At 67.3% G+C, this 18,172-nt stretch carries 14 protein-coding genes; 8 read left to right on the top strand and 6 right to left on the bottom strand.

The window, feature by feature from the left end; all coding sequences use genetic code 11:
• Window positions 1–257: 257 nt before the first annotated feature.
• The 4 genes from ACXJKM_RS09130 to ACXJKM_RS09115 all read right to left on the bottom strand — a co-directional run bounded on the left by ACXJKM_RS09130 (window position 258) and on the right by ACXJKM_RS09115 (window position 6,416).
• Window positions 258–1,304 carry a LacI family DNA-binding transcriptional regulator gene (locus ACXJKM_RS09130; RefSeq protein WP_457351802.1) on the bottom strand — a complete coding sequence of 349 codons (1,047 nt, stop codon included), beginning with the start codon at window positions 1,302–1,304 and terminating at the stop codon, window positions 258–260.
• Window positions 1,305–1,394: 90 nt separating this feature from the next.
• On the bottom strand, window positions 1,395–2,810 hold the full coding sequence (locus ACXJKM_RS09125) for a carbohydrate-binding protein (RefSeq protein WP_457351800.1): 1,416 nt from the start codon (window positions 2,808–2,810) through the stop codon (window positions 1,395–1,397).
• Between the two features lie 199 nt (window positions 2,811–3,009).
• The gene (locus ACXJKM_RS09120; RefSeq protein WP_457351798.1) at window positions 3,010–4,596 is read right to left on the bottom strand and encodes a chitinase; all 1,587 of its coding nucleotides are present in this window, start codon (window positions 4,594–4,596) and stop codon (window positions 3,010–3,012) included.
• Window positions 4,597–4,673: 77 nt separating this feature from the next.
• Window positions 4,674–6,416 (bottom strand): glycosyl hydrolase family 18 protein, encoded by a 1,743-nt coding sequence (locus ACXJKM_RS09115; RefSeq protein WP_457351796.1) that lies wholly within the window; start codon window positions 6,414–6,416, stop codon window positions 4,674–4,676.
• A 314-nt stretch (window positions 6,417–6,730) separates the two neighbouring features.
• Here ACXJKM_RS09115 and ACXJKM_RS09110 point away from each other — a divergent pair, with 314 nt between their 5' ends.
• The 8 genes from ACXJKM_RS09110 (at window position 6,731) to ACXJKM_RS09075 (ending at window position 15,834) form a co-directional block, all read left to right on the top strand.
• Window positions 6,731–7,999, top strand: a complete 1,269-nt coding sequence (locus tag ACXJKM_RS09110; RefSeq protein ID WP_457351794.1) for an ABC transporter substrate-binding protein — start codon at window positions 6,731–6,733, stop codon at window positions 7,997–7,999.
• Between the two features lie 699 nt (window positions 8,000–8,698).
• On the top strand, window positions 8,699–9,589 hold the full coding sequence (locus ACXJKM_RS09105; protein WP_457351793.1) for a carbohydrate ABC transporter permease: 891 nt from the start codon (window positions 8,699–8,701) through the stop codon (window positions 9,587–9,589).
• A complete protein-coding gene (locus ACXJKM_RS09100) occupies window positions 9,586–10,404 on the top strand; it encodes a carbohydrate ABC transporter permease (RefSeq protein ID WP_457351791.1) in 819 nt (272 codons plus the stop codon). Before ACXJKM_RS09105 ends, ACXJKM_RS09100 begins: the two co-directional genes overlap by 4 nt.
• Window positions 10,405–10,413: 9 nt before the next feature.
• On the top strand, window positions 10,414–11,757 hold the full coding sequence (locus ACXJKM_RS09095) for a GH1 family beta-glucosidase (RefSeq protein ID WP_457351789.1): 1,344 nt from the start codon (window positions 10,414–10,416) through the stop codon (window positions 11,755–11,757).
• 121 nt (window positions 11,758–11,878) lie between these two features.
• Complete coding sequence (locus ACXJKM_RS09090) at window positions 11,879–12,784, top strand: glycoside hydrolase family 16 protein (RefSeq protein ID WP_457351787.1); 906 nt, start codon at window positions 11,879–11,881, stop codon at window positions 12,782–12,784.
• Window positions 12,785–12,786: 2 nt separating this feature from the next.
• Window positions 12,787–13,347, top strand: a complete 561-nt coding sequence (locus ACXJKM_RS09085; RefSeq protein ID WP_457351785.1) for a hypothetical protein — start codon at window positions 12,787–12,789, stop codon at window positions 13,345–13,347.
• A gap of 143 nt (window positions 13,348–13,490) precedes the next feature.
• Window positions 13,491–14,249: a substrate-binding periplasmic protein gene (locus tag ACXJKM_RS09080; protein WP_457351784.1), complete on the top strand. Its 759-nt coding sequence runs from the start codon at window positions 13,491–13,493 to the stop codon at window positions 14,247–14,249.
• A gap of 61 nt (window positions 14,250–14,310) precedes the next feature.
• Window positions 14,311–15,834 carry a hypothetical protein gene (locus ACXJKM_RS09075; RefSeq protein WP_457351782.1) on the top strand — a complete coding sequence of 508 codons (1,524 nt, stop codon included), beginning with the start codon at window positions 14,311–14,313 and terminating at the stop codon, window positions 15,832–15,834.
• Here ACXJKM_RS09075 and ACXJKM_RS09070 read toward each other — a convergent pair.
• Window positions 15,831–16,892 (bottom strand): ABC transporter ATP-binding protein, encoded by a 1,062-nt coding sequence (locus ACXJKM_RS09070; RefSeq protein WP_457351780.1) that lies wholly within the window; start codon window positions 16,890–16,892, stop codon window positions 15,831–15,833. The genes ACXJKM_RS09075 and ACXJKM_RS09070 overlap by 4 nt on opposite strands.
• Window positions 16,889–18,133 carry an ABC transporter substrate-binding protein gene (locus ACXJKM_RS09065; RefSeq protein ID WP_457351778.1) on the bottom strand — a complete coding sequence of 415 codons (1,245 nt, stop codon included), beginning with the start codon at window positions 18,131–18,133 and terminating at the stop codon, window positions 16,889–16,891. Before ACXJKM_RS09065 ends, ACXJKM_RS09070 begins: the two co-directional genes overlap by 4 nt.
• Between the last annotated feature and the right edge of the window lie 39 nt (window positions 18,134–18,172).

Genomic DNA, 18,172 nt, shown 5'->3' with positions numbered 1-18,172 from the left:
CACATGGTTTACCCGAGCTGAACAACAGTCAGCCCCTCGCCCGGTCGCGCCACGCTGAAAGCGGGCGCGCCCAAGCGGGACCGCGCTGCGACTGAGCCGCAGCGCTTCGGCAGGCACATCACGTCCACTGGACGTGATGTGTCCGGCCTCAGCCCCCGAGGGGACGGCGATGCTTGCCGGATTGACCGGCAAGCACATCGCCTCACGCGGATCGGCTCGGGAGCGGCCCAGCGCTCGGCCCGCAAATGCCGATGCAGCTACCTTTGCATCCGGCGCGTGCTTTCACGCACGACGAGCTCGGGAGCGGGCAGTTGGGCCCTGGGTTTGCCACCACGCAGCATTTCGAGCATGGCGGTCGCGGCTTCCACGCCGATCTCGTAGACCGACTGGCGCACGGTGGTCAGCGGCGGCATGGCGTAGCGCGCCATGATGAGGTCGTCGAAACCAACGAGCGACACGTCGTCGGGCACGCGCAGGTTGCGCCGGTGCAGGCCCAGGCAGGCGCCGATGGCCATCTGGTCGTTGGAGGCGAACAGGGCCGTGAAATGAGCATCGCGTTCCAGCAGCCGCGTCACCGACAGCATGCCGCCGGCTTCGGTGTAGTCGCTCTGCACGATGAGATCCTGGTCGACCGCGATGCCGGCCGCGGCCAGCGCATCAAAGTAGCCGTTCTGGCGCTCTACGGCATCGTCGTGCATGAGGTCGCCAGCGATGAAGGCGATCTTGCGATGCCCCTGGTCGATCAGATGCTGGGTGGCCAGGCGCGCACCCTGGCGGTTGTCGAAGCTGAAGCTGAACAGCTGGGGCCCGGACAGCTGGCGGCCAACGACGATGACCGGCAGGCTGTCCGACACCTTGGTCAGCTCGGCGTCCGAAATGCGGCCGGCCAGCACGATGACACCGTCGACGCGGCGCGACAGCAGGGTCTCGATGGCCTTGCGCTCATCGTCCTCATGCCAGTTGCCGGACACGAACAGCGGCACATAGCCGGCGCGTTCCAGCTCACGCTCGATGCCGAGCAGGGCTTCACCGTAGAACGGGCTGGAGATGATCTGCGTGACGACGCCGACGGAGAGCGTGCGACCGCCGGCGAGGCCCCGTGCCACCGGGTTGGGCCGAAAGCCCAGCTCCCGGATGGCGGCCTGCACGGCGTCCTTCTTGAGCTGGCTGACTGCGGCCGTGCCGTTCAGGATGCGCGACACCGTGCTCGGCGACACGCCGGCCATCTCAGCCACCTGCTCCAGCGTGACGACGCCGTCGGGGCGGCTTGAAGGCGCTTTCTTGGCGGTGGTCTTGTCGTTCATCGGCAATGGCGAAGGGAAGCCATGAGTGTAGGTGCCATGAAAAGGGCCGCTGCTGCGGCCCTTTGGCGGTGCCTTGGTGCGAAACGCGGATCAGAGTTTGGTGAACTTGATCCAGTTCAGGTTCCACCCACCCTGGGCTGCGAACACGCCGACGTTGTAGGTGCCGGCATTGATGTTCACGGTGTGCGAGATGGTCGTCCAGTTTTGCCAGCCGCCGGTATTGGGCACGCCCAGCTGGCCGAGCTGGATGCTGCCCGCGTTGAGGTCTAGCGAGAGCGTGCCGCCGGCAGCGCTCGCCACGCGGTAATCGACGCGGTAGCTGCCGCTGGTGGGGAAGGTCACGCTGTTGTAGGCCATCCAGTCGTTGGTATCGATCCAGCCGACGTTCTGGCCGCCCTCCGAGCAGGCTTCAAGCTGGACGCCGGCCTGTGCGCTGAAGGCCTCGGCTTCGATCTGGCGCGACCAGGCCGGGGCGGCCTTGGAGACGATGACGGAGGTGGCCCGGTCGTTGAAGCCCTGGTCCACCAGGCAGCCGGTGTCGCCGGCCCGGGTCACGCTGGCACCGGTGAAGTTGTCCCCGTCGAACAGCTGCACCTGGTAGCCGGCGTTCACGCGCAGCGACGACAGGTCGTTGTCACGCGCGCCGTGGGCCTGCAGCTGCGCCAGCGTGTAGCTGCCTTCAGGCAGCGCGGCCGAATAGCCGGCGTAGTTGCAATCCTGGTAGACCGTGGCCACGCCGCCAGACGCTGGTGCGTAGACGCGCACATAGTCCACGTACATCTTGGCGGGAAGTGCCGCGGTGTTGACGTTGAAGCCCGGCCAGTTGCCGCCGACGGCGAAGTTCAGCAGCAGGAAGAAGTCCTTCTGGAATTCGTCGGTGCCATTGACGCCGCCCGCGATGTTGGCCTCGTGGTACTTGGTGCCGTCCACATACCAACGGATGGCGTTGGCGTCCCACTCCACGGCGTAGACATGCCAGTCGGTCACGGTGGTGGCGATGTTGCCGCCGTACTGGGCGTACTGGCCGTTGTTGTCCTGCCAGTGGATGGTGCCGTAGACCTTCTGCTCGTCGTTGACGTGCTCCATCACGTCGATCTCACCGGAGGCCGGCCAACCAACCTGCGGCAGGTTGGCCCCCAGCATCCAGAACGCCGGCCAGGCGCCCAGGAAGGCGGGCAGCTTCATGCGGGCCTCGATGCGACCGAATTTGAAGGTCTTGAGCCCCTGCGTCTTCATGCGCGCCGAGGTGTAGGCCATGCCGCCGAAGTCCTCGCGCTTGGCGGTGATGACCAGGGCATTGTTCTCGATGGTGGCGTTTTCGCGCCGGTAGTACTGCAGCTCGTTGTTGCCCCAGCCGCCGGCGCCGGTCTCGAAGACCCAGTTCGGGCCGATGCTGCCGTTGAACTCGTCGCTCCAGACGAGTTGCCACTGGGCGTGGGCAAGGCCGGCAGCGGCCATCAGTAGGCCGGCCAGAACAGGCCGGACGAGGGATCGAAGCAGATTCATGAATGTCTCCAACAAGTGGTTGTGGTGCCCGTCGCCTGTGTCGGCGACTTGAAAGCGCTTTCAAGATTACGCGGACGAGCGCCCTGGCGGCAACACGCGCGTGTGCCAGAACTCAGGGACGGGTGGACCCGGGGGGGGCGTGGCCGACCAAAAGGCGAGGTGGAGCCCGCAGCGACCGCCGCGGGCTCCGGTCAATGGATCAGGGCAGCGCGTTCAACGCGTTGCGCACGCCGTTGGAGAAGGATTGCCCATCCGTCTTGTCCCAGTTGATAGACCAGGTCATGACGCCCTTCAGCGTCGGGTAGGCCACCGGCGGCTTGATGGCGCCGCATTGCGTCAGCTTGGTCAGGCAGTTCAGCGCCGCCGTGATGGTGGCGAGGCTGGCCTGGCCGCTGTTGGCCGACGAGGGCCCCGAGGGCAGGCCGAAGGCGACCTGGTCCGGCCGGATGCCGCGGAACACATACGGCCCGCTGCCGTTGTTGGTCGTGAAGCCCTCGATCAGCATGCGGCTGGCGGCCACCAGCATGTCGGTGCTGCCCTCGGCGAGTCCCTGCGTCGCATAAGGCGTGTAGACGGCGCCGTTGTTGTAGTACTGGACATGCAGCACCGAGAGTTCGTCGCGCAGGCCGTCGATGATGGGCAGGTAGGCGCCCCAGATGCCGCTGTTGGCGACATAGCCGCCCTGCACATACGGGTGCTCCGGTGCCATCGACAGATAGAAGCTGCTGCCGATGCGGGCCTTCAGCTGCTTTACGGCGGTGACGAGGTTGGTGATCACCGGCGCGCCCGACGTGACGCTGGCGCCACTTTCCAGGTCGATGTCGATGCCGTCGAAGCCGTATTTGCGCAGGATGGCCTCGACGCTGTTGACGAAGTTGGTCACCTGGGTGGCGTTGGTCAGCGTGACCGTGCCGTTCTGGCCACCGAAGGACAGCACGACCTTCTTGCCCTTGGCGCGCGCTGCGGCGATGTCGGCGATGAAGCGCGCTTCGCCGCCGGAGCCCGAGTCGAGGTTGAAGGTGATGCTGCCGTTGCCACCGTCATCAGCGAAGGCCACGACGATGACGTCGTAGGCGGCCGGCACATCGCTGATCGGGAAGGTGGCCCCCGACGGGTTGGTGAAGTTGTGCCAGTAGCCGATGAGCTGGTGCTTGCCGGGTGGCGGTGCGGGCGTGGGCGAAGGTGCCGGTGTGGGCGCTGGGGTCGGCGCAGGCGTGGGAGCCGGTGTTGGCGCGGGAGTAGGCGCCGGGGCCGGTGCGGGTGTTGGCGCAGGCGAGGGCGCCGGGGCGCCGCTGACGATGGTCCAGGGCTGGCCCGAGCCGGCCGGGCCGTTGTGCGTGGACGGGTTGTCGCCCTGGGTCCACCAGTTGGCCTTGTAGTTCACGCCCTGATAGGAAACGACGGCGCCGGCCGAATAGGCGATGCTGGCGCTCCAGCTGCCGGCCGGTGCGGGGGCGGGCGTGGGAGCCGGTGCTGGTGCGGGTGCGGGTGCGGGTGCGGGTGTTGGCGCCGGCGTGGGTGCCGGTGAGGGCGCTGGGCCCGAGGCCGGGCTGATGTCCGTCCACAGCGAGGCATTGGTCGGGTTCCAGCCGGTGGATGCGTAGTCGGTCTGGTTGACGTTGGCCTTGTAGATGCGGCCGTTGTAGGCCACGACCGTGCCGGCCGTGTAATAGGTGTCGGCCTGCCAGGCCGGGTAGGTCTGGGCAAAGGCGGGGTTGCTCAGCAGCAGGGCACCAGCGAGCAGCCAGGGCGTGGCCGCGCGCGGCAAAGGTGGGCGCGAGATCATGGAAAGTCTCCAAAGGGGATGGAAAAGGCCGCCGCCCGGCAGACCGGTGCGGCGGCGATTCAGCTCAGCGGAGCTGCTTACTTCCAGGGCGCGTTCTGCAGCGCCGGGTCGTCGACGAGATTGAGCAGGCCGGCGGCCTTCTTGCCGATGGAACCCGGCGAGGCCAGCGCCGCGCTGCCGCAGCTGCCGCTCGCCGTTTTCAGGGCCTGCCACAGCATGGCGCCGTCACGCGGGTTCTTGTTGGCCAGCGTGCTGGTCGTCACCGCGTTCAGATAGCGCTCCACCGAGTAGGCCTGGTTGATGTTGACGCCATAGCTGTTCTGCAGGATGACGGAGCCCGTGCACTGCGCGTCGGCGTTGTTGACCACCAACTGCGCGCCGGACCAGCCTTCCGGCGCCGTCTCGAAGCCGATGGACACGATGGTGCTGGCCGGGAAGAGCTGGCGGTACTGCTTCCAGGCCGTCACACCGTCGAAGTGCTCGAAGCGCGCGTCGTAGGTCATGATGTTGACGATGTTGAACGCCGTCTTCAGCGCCGGATAGGCGTTGACGAGCAGGCGCTCGCCGCCGGCCTTGCCGCCCCAGTAGCTGGTGCCCACGCCGTTGCACTGCGCGTCGCTGCCTGTGGAGGCGGTGCAGTCCGAGCCGGACGACCAGGCGGCCACCGTCAGGATGCGGCCGCCGCCGGCCAGGTCCACCGCCTTGCGCATGGCCTTCACCGCACCGGCGTAGGCGTCGGTGGTGATGCCGTCGACCTCGTAGTCCACGTCCAGGCCGTCGAAGCCGACGTCCTTCATCAGGTTGGACAGGGCCGTGATGGTCGGGCCGCTGCCCGCATGGCCTTCAGCCGACAAGGTGCCCCAGCTGTTGTACGTCGCGCCGCCCACGGCCAGGATGACCTTGATGTTGCGGGCGTGCAGGACATCGATGGCGGCCTTGATGTCCGAGGGCCGGCCGTTGAAGTTGATGCCGGTACCCGACCAGTTGTTGGCCGCCATGCCGCCCCACGAGAAGTTGGGCTGGGCAAAGGCCGCCACCACGTGGGTGTAGTTGGCCGGGATGCGCGCGAAGTTGCTGGCAACAAAGACCTGGTTCATGGTCATGCCAGTGGCATCGAACCAGTTGTCGCTCCAGCTCGGGTAGTAGACGGTGTAGGCGCGGCCGTTCTGGTTGGCGGACTTGGCGTTCGGATCGCTCAGGCCGGGCGCCGGGGCAGGCGAGGGGGCCGGGCTGGGCGAGGGACTCGGCGACGGGCTCGGGCTAGGCGCTGGGCCGGTCGTGCAGGCGCCTTGCGACGTCCAGGGTTGGCCGCTGCCGACCGGGCCGTTGTTGGTGGCCGGGTCATTGCCCTGGGTCCACCAGTTGGCCTTGTAGTTGGTCGTGCCCTTGCTGGCGATRGCGCCGCCGCTGTAGGCGGTGGCGGCGGCCCAGACCGGCGCGCAGGTGCCCGTGGGCGCCGGGGCGGGGCTAGGTGCGGGTGATGGAGCCGGCGTGGGGGCGGGCGTCGGCGCAGGTGTCGGGGCGGGCGTGGGCGCAGGCGACGGCGCCGGGCCGGAGGCGGGGCCGATGTCCGTCCACAGCGAGGTATTGGTCGGGTTCCAGCCGGTGGATGAGTAGTCGGTCTGATTGACCAAGGCACGGTAGTTGTGGCCCTGGTAGGTCACGACGGTGCCGGCCGTGTAGTAGACGTCGGGGGCCCAGGCGGGATAGGTCTGGGCCAGGGCCGCGGTGGCGCTGGCGCCAAGTGCGAAGGCGGTGGCGGTGATGGCGGCAAGGCGACGCAGTTGCTGCATCGGGATGCCGGTAGAGGGCTGCTTCATGAGAGACGTTCCTGTTGTGCCAAGGTCTCGTTGAAAAGGAGAGTCCCAACGGGGCTCTCCGGCGGCTGGCCTGCCTCTCCGTGCAGGCTCTTTGGAGCTGGTTCTAACTGGTATGCATCCAGTTTGCGACTGCTACCACCTCTTGAATACCACTTTGCCACCAGTGATTTCGGCGTCACCGGTGGAAACCCGGGGTTCGGGTGACAAAACGTTGCTGTCTCGGGTTGGGAGCCTTCGTCTGAAGTTGCCCTAGGGTTTGTGCTGCTGGGGCGTTGCACCCGCTCGAAGCACAATCTTGAAAGCGCTTTCAAACCATGTCCGGCTCCCATTCCTTCCCCCGTCGCCACCTGCTCGCGGCCGCACTTGGCGGCGCTGCCGGCCTGAGCCACGCCAAGGAGCAGTCGCCACTGACCGTGGCCGCATTCCCACTGGTCGACGTCATCGCCAAGGATGTGCTCAAGGGCTGGAACCAGCGTCACCCCGAGATCCGCACCGAGGTCATCAGCCGCCAGTACGACGACCACCACACGGCGATGACGACAGCGCTATCGACCTCCGGCCACTTGCCCGACGTCATCGCGCTGGAGACGAGCTACCTCGGTCGCTTCTCGCTGGGCACGGGGCTGGAGGATTTGTCGGCGCCGGCCTTTGGCGCCGAGCGCTTCAAGGACCGCTTCGTGTCCTTCGCCATCGAGACGGCGCGCAACCGCGAGGGCGCCATCGTCGCGCTGCCGACCGACATCGGCCCGGGCTCGCTGTTCTATCGCACCGACCTGCTCGCTCAGGCCGGGTTGAAGGAAGCCGACCTGACGCAGTCCTGGGAGTCTTACGTTGACGCCGGCCTGCAGCTCAAGGCCAAGACCGGCGCCTATCTGATCGGCGACGTGCGCCTGCTCAAGGACATCATCGTGCGCGGCGGCACGCCGCCAGGCGAAGGTCAGTTCTTCGACAACCAGGGTCGGGCGCAGATCACGTCGCCGCGCTTCGTGCGAGCCTTCGAGCTGGCGCAGAAGGTGCGCCGGCAGAAGCTCGACGCGCGCGTCGAGGTCTGGTTCAACGACTGGGCCGAGATGCTCAAGCGCGGCCGCCTGGCCACCGAGCTGTCGGGCGGCTGGATGGCCGGCCAGATGGCCAACTGGGTCGCGCCCAACACCGCCGGAAAATGGCGTATCGCGCAGCTGCCCGAGAACACCTACTGCTCCTACGGCGGCACCTACTACGCCATCCCGCGCCGCTCGGCGCCCGAGCGCAAGCAGCTCGCCTGGCAACTGATCCAGGAGCTGACGCTGGACCGCCAGCGCCAGCTCGAGGCCTTCAAGTCGCAAGACGCCTTCCCGGCCCTGCTGGATGCGCAGCAGGACGCCTTTTTCGACCAGCCGGTACCCTTCCTGGGCGGCCAGCACGCACGCCTGCTGTGGCGCGACGCCGCGCGGCGCATCCCCGTCGTCAAGATGCACAAGCAGCACAAGTTCGCCGACGAGGTCATCAACGCCGAGCTCGACAACGTGCTCGAGTACGGCAAGCCCATCCACCAGGCATTGGAGGATGCTCAGGCGCTGTTGGTGCACAGGGCGAATCGGTGATGGTTGCTCGTTCGAACCGGGGTGTTTTGGCCAAGCCCAGCCGGGATTTCGTCCCGGCGGCCGACCTACTTTTTGCGCCGCCAAAAAGTAGGCAAAAAGCTCTCCCCTGCGAAACCGCCCCTGTCGGGGTCCCCTGCGATGCTCGAAGCCCGGGGCCGCGCCCAACTCACTTCGCTACGCTCCGTTCAAACAAAGGGGCGCGAAGTCAGAAGTTGATGCGAGCTGCGCTCGCGCCTCGGGCTCCTGCGCTTCTCGGCGGTTTAGAAGGGGAGGCCCCGAACAGCCACAACAGCCAAACCCGAAATCGGGCTGCCACTGGGCTGTTCAATCACACCCCCTTTGAGGCCGCCGAGGAGCGCAGGACTTCAAGCCCGTTCGCGCAGCGAACCTCAAGAACTGACTCGCGACGCTTGTTTGAGCAGAGCGTAGCGGCGCGAGTTCGGCGCGAGGGCTTGAAGTCCGACGCACTGAGGCAGGACCGAGCACAGCACCTGCGTGCTGTGCGACGCCTGACGAAGGACTTGCCGCTTGCAAGCGGCAAGGCACGCAGGGCAGCCCGCTGCGAAGCTAAGGGCCGGGCGGTTCGGGGGCGACTCTTTGCCTTCTTTCTGGTCGCTCAGAAAGAAGGTCGCCCGCCGGGGCGACGTCCCGGCATGGCCATCGGCATCAACCTCCAACAGCTCGCGGAGCGCTGACCTCATGCGCATCCCTGCCTCCTGGACGCCCTACCTCCTGGTCAGCCCCTTCCTGATCCTGTTCGCCGTGTTCGGCCTGTTCCCGCTGCTGTTCTCGGCCTGGCTGGCCTTCCAGTCCTGGGAGCCGACCAGCGGCATCGACTCGATGAAGTTTGTCGGCCTCGACAACTTCATCTTCGCGTTGACCGACGGCTGGTTCTGGAAGGCGCTGCGCAACACGTTGTGGCTGGCCTTCGCCTCCGGCGCGCCGCAGCATCTTGTGGCGTTGCCGCTGGCCGTCTTCCTGCACCAGGCCTTCGGGCGTTGGCGCGGCCTGTTCTCGGGTGCCTACTTTCTGCCCTACATCACATCCACGGTCGCCATCGCGATGCTGTTCGGTTCGCTGTTCTCGAACGACTACGGGCTGATCAACCAGGCCCTGCATGCGCTGTTCGGCATGGAGAACATCAACTGGATGCGCTCCCCCGAGGCCATCAAGCCAGCCATCGCCCTCGTCGTGTTCTGGCGCTACGTCGGCTTCAACCTGGTGCTGTATCTCGCCGCGCTGCAGACCATCCCGAACGACCTTTACCAGGCCGCCAAGCTCGACGGCGCCAACGCCTGGCAGCAGTTCTGGCGCATCACCCTGCCCAGCCTCAAGCCCATGATCCTGTTCGGCGTCACCCTGTCCCTGATCGGCGGGCTGCAGCTGTTCGAGGAGCCCTTCATCCTGACCAATGGCAAGGGCGGTGCCGACCAGCAGGCCATGACGGTGGCCATGTACCTCTACCGCGAGGCCTTCGACTTCAGCGACTTCGGCGGCGCCAGTGCGCTGGCCTGGATCATGTTCGGCGTCATCGCGCTGCTGACCTGGCTGACCAACAAGGCCTTTGCGGACAGGCGGGTGCAGGCATGAAGAGGGTTCCGAAGTACGCGGCCTACGCCATCGTCGGCGCTGGTGCGCTGATCATGCTGGCGCCGTTCTATTTCATGTTCGTGTTCGCGACCCAGTCGCGCACCGACATCTTCAACGTGCCGCCGCCGTTGTTCTTCAGTACCGAGCTGCTCAACAACATCGCCGTGCTCACCACACGGCTGCCGTTCTGGAAGAACGTCGGCTGGAGCCTCTACGTCGGCCTCATGTCCACGGCGCTGACCCTGCTGTTCTGCTCCATGGCCGGCTATGCCTTCGCGATGCTGGAGTTCCGTTTCAAGAAGGCCCTGTTCGCCCTCGTCATGGGAACCATGATGGTGCCGGCCTTCATGAACATGATTCCGACCTTCATGGTCATGGACACCCTGGGCTGGATAGACACCCACCGGGCCCTGTACCTGCCGGGAGCGGCCAGCGCCTTCGGCATCTTCCTGATGCGCCAGTTCGCCGCGTCCACGGTGCCGCACGAGCTGATCAACGCCGCGCGCATCGACGGCTGCAGCGAGGTGGGCATCTATTGGCGCATCGCGCTGCCGCTGATGAAGCCGGCGCTGGGCACGCTCGGCCTCATCACCTTCATCAGTTCATGGAACAACTTCATGAACCCGCTGATCGTCATGCGCACCGCCGAGAACTACACGCTGCCGCTGGCCCTGCGCAGCCTTTTCAGCACCACGAGCACCGAATGGGGCGCCCTGATGGCCGGCTCCGCCATTGCGACGTTGCCCCTGCTCGTCCTCTTCGTCATCTCGTCGCGCCAGCTCATCGCCGGCCTCACGGCGGGCGCCGTCAAATAAGAACAGTCCATGAATCCTCTGCACCGCCCTCTGCACCAGCAATTTCCGCCCAACTTTGTGTGGGGCGTCGCCACCAGCAGCTTCCAGATCGAAGGCGCCGCCCACGCGGACGGCAAGGGCGAGTCCATCTGGGACCGCTTTTGCAAGCAGCCCGGCGCGATCGCCGACGCCAGCAACGGCGAAGTGGCATGCGACCACTTCAACCGCCTCGACGAAGACCTCGATCTGATTGCCTCGCTGGGCGTCAACTGCTACCGCTTCTCCATCGCCTGGCCGCGTGTGCAGGCCAACGGTTATGGTGAGTTCAACCCCAAGGGCCTGGACTTCTACGAGCGTTTGGTGGATGGCCTTAAACAACGCGGCATCCAGGCCTTCGCGACGCTGAACCATTGGGACCTGCCGCAGGGCCTGCAGGACCGCGGCGGCTGGAACGACCGCGATACGGTGCACCGCTTCGTCGACTACGCCCGCCATGTGCAGGCCCGCATCGGCGACCGCGTCGACGGCATCACCACGCACAACGAGCCCTGGGTCGTCGCCGTGCTGGGCAATGAGCAGGGCAACTTCGCGCCCGGCATCAAGAGCCGCAGAACAGCCATCCAGGTCTGCCACCACCTGCTGCTCAGCCACGGCCTGGCCCTGCAGGCGCTGCGGGCCGACGGCGCCAGGAGCCAGCTCGGCATCGTGCTCAACCTGTCGTCCACCGTGCCGGCCACCGCCATGCCCGAGGACATCGCCGCCGCGGCCATGGCCGACGCCCGCAGCCGCCGCTGGTATGCCGACCCGCTGTTCAAGGGCAGCTATCCCGATGAGGTGATGGCCGAGCTGGGCGACGACACCCCGGTTGTGCATGCCGGCGACATGGCGGCAATTGCCCAGCCGATGGACTACCTCGGCGTCAACTACTACACCCGTACCGTCGTGTCGGCGAGCGGCGCGGACTGGAAGCCCGAGGAGCGCGGCCTGCCGGTGTCGGACATGGGCTGGGAGATCTATGCCGACGGCCTGACCGACCTGCTCGTGCTGCTGCACCGCGACTACCCCGGCCTGCCGCCCGTCTACGTGACCGAGAACGGCGGTGCCTTCAAGGACGAGACCCTGGTGGGCGGCCGCGTGCAGGACGACGACCGCATTGCCTACCTGCGCGATCACATCGCGGCGGTAGCCAGCGCCATGCGGCAGGGGGTGCCCATGGCCGGCTACATGGTCTGGAGCCTGATGGACAACTTCGAATGGGCCAGCGGTTACCTGAAGCGCTTCGGTATCGTGCACGTCGACTACGAGACGCAAGCCCGCACGCCCAAGGCCAGCGCCGAGTGGTACCGCGACTTCCTGCGCGATTGGCGGGGATAGGCCCACCCCCTACCGGCTGCGCCGGCCCCTCAAGGGGGCGTCGCCAGCGGCCTGGCAAAGCCAGTTCCGCGGCGCCCCTTGGGAAGGCACGACGCCTGACACGACAACTACGGAGACAAACATGAAACACATCACTCCCGCTCCCAGCCCCTGGCGCCATGTGCTGCCGGCCATCGCCTTCGTGCTGACAGCCTGCGGCGGTGGTGGCGGTTCGGCCACTGCTGCGCCGGCCCCCGCGCCCACCCCCGCGCCGGCCCCAGCGCCATCCAACAGCTGGACCCTGGTCTGGAGCGACGAGTTCGACGCTGCCGCCGGCACCGTGCCCAAGGCCGCCAACTGGAACTACGACATCGGCAACGCCGAGAACAGCGGCTGGGGCAACCACGAGTTTCAGTACTACACGTCCAACGCCCGCAACGCGCAGATGGACGGCAGCGGCATGCTCGTCATCACGGCCGAGAAGGCCAGCAACGCCGGCCCCTGCTGGAACGCCAAGCCTTGTGACTACACGTCGGCGCGCATCCACACCAATGGCAAGGTCGGCTTCACCTACGGCAAGGTCGAGGCGCGCATGAAGCTGCCGTCCGGCCAAGGCATCTGGCCGGCCTTCTGGGCCCTGGGCACCGACCTCGCGACGGCCGGCTGGCCGAAGTCCGGCGAGATCGACATCATGGAATTCATCGGCAAGACGCCAAACACCACCTACGGCACTCTGCATGGCCCCGGCTACTCGGGCGCCCAGGGCATTGGCAAGCCCTACGACTTCGGCAAGCCGGTCGCGGATGACTTCCACACCTACACGATCATCAAGCGGCCCAACGAGATCGTCTGGCAGGTCGACGGCGTCGACTATCACCGCCTCACGCCCGCGCTGCTGCCCGCTGGCGGCACCTGGGTGTTCGAGAAGCCCTTCTTCGTCATCCTCAACCTTGCCGTCGGCGGCGACTGGCCTGGCGCGCCGGACGCCACGACGCCGCTGCCGGCACAAATGAAGGTGGACTGGGTCAGGATCTACAAGGAGAACTGACCATGCGTCGTCTGCTTTGCGTCCTGACCCTGACCCTGACCGGCGGCCTGCTCTGCGCTACGGCTGTCGCCCATGCCGTCGAAGTGAAAACCTCCTTCGGCAGCTTCAACGCTCCCGAGGGCGTGTCAGTGGTCAATCGCGAGGAGAAGCCCGACAAGGCCGGCAGGCCCACGGGGCTGGCGGTCTATTCGCGCACCGACGATCCCAGGGCCGTCTTCATCGTCTTGTGGAACTATGCCGAGCCCGATCCGGCCAAGCCCTACGACCCGCTGGACGGCGCGGTCAAGATCGGCAACCCCTTCGACAAGAAGCTGACCCGCGATGCCGCCAAGCCGGTGCTGGTGGGCGGCGTGGAAGGCGGACGCTACGAGGGCAAGCTGCCCAACGACCTGCGGGCCGTCAGCTATGTGGCCGTGAAGGGGGGCTATCGCCTCATCGTGCTGTTGAAGGCGCCGCCGGAGAGCCCCTACAAGGAGCTGTCCGACGCCTTCGCTCGGGGCGTCGAAGGGTTTGCCTGGGCGGTGCCCCTGCCCGAGCAGGCGGCCTCGGCACCGTCGCAGTGAAGCGGCCGCCTGGGCGCTGACGAACTGTTTCTTGCGCCAGGGCGCTGCAAAGATGCGTAGCATGGCGGCGGCTTTTCGATCGTGCCGGTCGTCCGCCGCATTGCGCAGGCGGCCACGGCGAAACAGCCGCGCCAGGAGGAACCGTGGTCGCCATCCGCCTGCCGCTGCGCATGCTTTGCACCGTCCTGGCTGCGATGGCGTTGGATGCCGGCGCCGCGGGCGCGCTGCCCTCCACGCTGCGGCTGGCCAGGCTGGATGGCGTACCCGATCAGCGCATAGGCAGCGAAATCCTCAAAGTCGCCTATGCGCGGCTGGGCATCGACCTGCAGTTCGTCGCCGTGCCGGCCCTGCGCTCGCTGCTCGAGTCCAGCGAGGGGCGTCTTGATGGCGAGGTCCAGCGCATCCTGAACGTCGAGGCGCAGTACCCGACGTTGCTGGCGGTCCGGCCCTCGATCAACTACATCGAGCCGGCCGCCTTCGTGAAGAAACTCGATTTCAAGATCCAGGGCTGGCCCTCCATTGCGGCCTACCAGGTCGGCATCGTGCGCGGCGTGGGCTCCTCCGAGGCGGGAACCCAGGGCATGGCCCGCGTGACGGCAGTCCCTTCGATGGAAGCCCTCATGCGCATGGTCGCCGCGGAGCGCATCGATGTGGCCGTCAACGACCGCCTGAGCGGCATGCTCATCCTTCAACAGCTGGGGCTGCAAGGCGAAGTGCACCCGCTCGATCCGCCGCTGCAGCACATCCCGCTCTACCACTTCCTGCATGTGCGGCATGCGGAGTTGCTGCCGCGGGTCGAGGAAACCCTGCGCGGCATGGCGGCCAGCGGCGAGCTGGAGCAGATTCGCTCACGCGCCGTGAAAAGGATCGTCGAGGAGTACGAAAGACGCGCCTTGCCCTGACGCCGCGCTCGCACCGTCGTCCGCGGCGACACTGCGACCGGTCCAGACGCCGATCCACCGCATGCCCTGCACGCCGTTCCACCTCCGCCCCATCCCGAAGCTCTGCCTAACCCTGTGCCTGTGCGCAGGAGGCGCCGCTGCCCAACTGCCCGAGCCCACCGAGCTGCGCCGCAATGACGCGCTGCTGACCCTCGAATACCAGACCGTCAAGGTGCCGGGCGACCGGCCCATCGACCTGCTCGGTTTCCATGCCTACCAGAAGGTGCTTGAGGGCGTCTACGTGGGCGGCGGCTTCTATGCGCCGCTTGTCAGGGGTGCCTATGGCGGCTTCGTGGCCGCGGACCTGGGCCTGCACTTCAGGCGCCCGTTGGCCGGGCCGGTATTCGCGATGGCGGGCCTGTCGGCCGGCGGCGGCGGCGGCGGGCGCAGCGTCGAGCACAGCAAGCTGCTGTCGGGCAGCGGCGGCTTTGCCAAGGGTTATGCAGGGTTGGGCTATGACTTCGGCGGCTTCACGCTGGGCGCCACGGTCTCGCGCCTGAAGTTCCGCCAGGCCATCATCGACGGTACCCAGGCCAGCCTGCTGCTGGAGGTGCCCTTCAGCTACCTCACTGGGCCGTTCTCCGGCCACGGCCAGCCCTTGCCGGCCGTGGACGACCACCGTGCTGGCGCGGAGATGGGCGAGAACATGTTGACGCTGTCCCTGGACAACTACCGGCAGCAGGATCCCCAGGGGTCGAACAGGAACACGGTGCGGCTGGCCGACCTGCAGTACGTGCATTTCTTCGCCGCCGACAGCTATTGGTTCGCCGCCCTGGGCATGGGCTACAGCGGCCTGCCCCTGTACAACCAGTTGTTGGGCGGTGTGGGCCAGCGTTGGCGTCTCTCGCCCGACTTCACGCTGTACGGCCAGCTCGGCCTGGGCTCGGGCGGTTATTCATCGGACGTGATCGACACCAGTTCGGGCCTGCTGGTCTATCCCAAGCTGGCCGCCGAGTATTCGCTGACGCGCGACCTGGGTCTGGCGCTCTCTGTCGGATACATGACGGCACCCAAAGGCAGCTCGCGCAACCAGACCTGGGGCCTGAGCCTGACGCACCACTTGCGTTCCGGCCGCAGCGCCGAGGCACCCGGCCCGGCCCGTTGGCAGGGCCTGCGCCTGTCGGTGCTGCACCAGACGGACCTGCACCTGAGCTACCGGGACACCGACCGCCCCTCAGTGCAGATGCTGGGCCTGCAGCTCGACATCCCCGTTGGCCAGCGCTGGTATCTGCCGCTGCAGGCTTCGGCGGCCTACAACGCCTATCTCGGCTACCCGGGTTATGCAGAAATCCTGGGTGGCCTGGGCGTGCAGACGCTCGTCTCACCGGGCGAGCGCTGGCAGGCATTCGGCCAGGTGCTGGCGGGCGCCAATGTGCATGGCAAGGCTGCCAAGGCCAGCGCGGGTGTGCGCTGGCTGCTGGACGAACAACTGGCCCTGAGTCTGAGCGTGGGGCGCATCGAGGCTCGCAGCGCCGGCGGCGGGCAGTTCAAGGCCGACAACGTGGCCTTGGGCCTGGATTACCGCTTCTCGGTTCCGACGCGTTAGAGATTGATCCGATCGCCTGCCGCATCGAACCACATCGTCTTCGTGGCATCGAAACCGAAGCGGACCTTGGCGCCGTCCTCCACCTCGGGCTGGCCTGGCAGCACGGCAGACACGGTCGAGCCGGCGCAGCTCAGCCACACCACATGCTGGTTGCCCAGCGGCTCAACGAGCTGGATCTCGGCGGCGAAAGGCTGTCCAGCGCCCAGACTCACGTTCTCGGGCCGCACGGCCAGCGTCAGCACCTCGCCCTGCTTGCGCGAGGCCAGTGCCGCCGGCAGCGGCAGGTTCAGCGCCGGCGACACGAACAAGCCGCCTTCGCCCACCTGACCCTCGATGCGGTTGATGGCCGGCGAGCCGACGAAGCCCGCCACGCGCAGGTTCTTCGGCTTCTCGTAGACCTCGGCCGGTGTGCCGATCTGCTGGATGACGCCCTGGTGCATGACGACGATGCGCGTGGCCAGCGTCATGGCCTCCACCTGGTCGTGGGTCACATAGATCATGGTGTTGCCCAGGCGGCTGTGCAGCAGCTTGAGCTCGCGGCGCAGGTCGGTGCGCAGCTTGGCATCGAGGTTGGACAGGGGCTCGTCCAGCAGCAGCACCTTGGCCTCGCGCACCACCGCGCGGCCGATGGCCACGCGCTGGCGCTGGCCGCCGGAGAGCTGGCCGGGCCGGCGCTCCAGCAGCGCGGTCAGCTGCAGCATGTCGGCCGCGGCGGCCACGCGCTTTTCCAGCTCGGCCTTGGGTGTCTTGGCCATCTTCAGCGGGAAGGCGAGGTTCTCCTTCACGGTCATCGTCGGGTACAGCGCATAGCTCTGGAACACCATGCCGACGCCGCGCTGGCTGGGCTCGGCGCGGGTCATGTCCTGCTCGCCGATCTGGATGCTGCCGCCGCTGACCTGGTTCAGCCCCGCGATGGTGTGCAGCAGCGTCGACTTGCCGCAGCCCGAGGGCCCCAGCAGCACGAGGAACTCGCCGCTGTTGACGTCGAGGTCCAGCCCCTTGATGACCTCGTGGTTGCCGAAGCGGATGCTGAGGTCCTGGATGTGAACGCGGGTCAAGGCTGTCTCCTGTTGTCGTCTGTGTTCTGCAAGACCCTGGCGAGGGTCTGTTGCACCGTCTGCACGGGGATGTCGCGGTTCCAATAGTCGCTGACCGCGCGTTCGAGCGCCGTCAGCTGCGCCGGCGCGAGCAGCAATTCCGTGTTGCCGACCAGCCGGCCGGCATCGCGCAGCGCCGCGGCGCCGGCCTGGGCGCAGACGTCCAGCGTGCGGGTGTCGAGGTCGGTGCGCACCGGTACCGAGCCCTTGCGGGCGCTGAAGGCGAGTTGGGTGGCGGGCGCAGTGGCGACGCGGGCCAGCAGGGCCTGGGCTGGCCGGGCGCTGCCGTCCCTGTCCTTGGGAAAGACCAGCACGTCGCCGCTGACGATGTAGGTCGAGCGCGGGCTTAAGCCCGGCGTGCAGCCATAGTCGCGGCCCGGTTGCTGGCCGGCCTGGGCGAATTCGCCCTTGGCCCAGTCGCCCATGAACTGCAGCCCCGCGCGGCCGCTGACGAGCAGGGCCGTCGTGTCAGCCCAGCTGCGCCCGGGCGAGGCCGGGTCCACATAACGGCGCAGCTTCTTGTAGCTCAGCAGCACCTGGCGCAGCGCCTCGCCCTGCACGGCCGCGGCATCGCGGTCACGCAGCACGGCCAGATACAGGTCGCGTCCGCCCTGGTTGGCCAGCAGCGCGATGAAGAGGTTGAGGTCCTGCCAGGACTGCCCGCCGTGGGCCAGCGGGATCAGCCCGGCGGCTTGCAGCTTGTCCAGCGTGGCGAAGAGCTCGTCTATGCTGCGCGGCTCGGCCTTCACGCCGGCTTTGGCCAGCGCCGCCTTGGAGCTCCACAGCCACACCGGCATGTGGATGCTGACGGGGGCGGCGTAGACATGACCGTCCACCTTCACGGCGTCCAGCAGCACTGCAGGCAGCACCTCGGCCCAGCGGCCCTGGGCAGCCACGTCGTCGATGGCTTGCAACCGGCCTTCGCGCGCCAGCCGCACGAGGGCGAGGGACGGGTTGAACTGCGCCGCCATCGGCGGGTTGCCTGCGGCGACGCGCTCCTGCACGACCGCGCGCGCCTGCTCCGACGCCGTCACCGCCAGCTCGCGCCACTGGCCGCCGGCCGCGCGGTAGGCCTCGGCCAAGGCCTGCTTGGCGGCCGTCTCGCCGGGCGAGATCCACCAATGGACGACGTCCGTCGGCGTCCCGGCCTGGGCCACGGCGGCAAACAGGGACGTGACAAGAAGGACGCAGGCGCGGAGCATCACGGCATCATTACCGAAAGTTAATAAACTTAATATCGT

It is taken from the genome of Roseateles sp. P5_D6 (genome assembly GCF_054049415.1).
The sequence above is the reverse complement of the archived record's forward strand: the minus strand, read 5'-3'. Positions and strand labels throughout refer to the sequence as shown.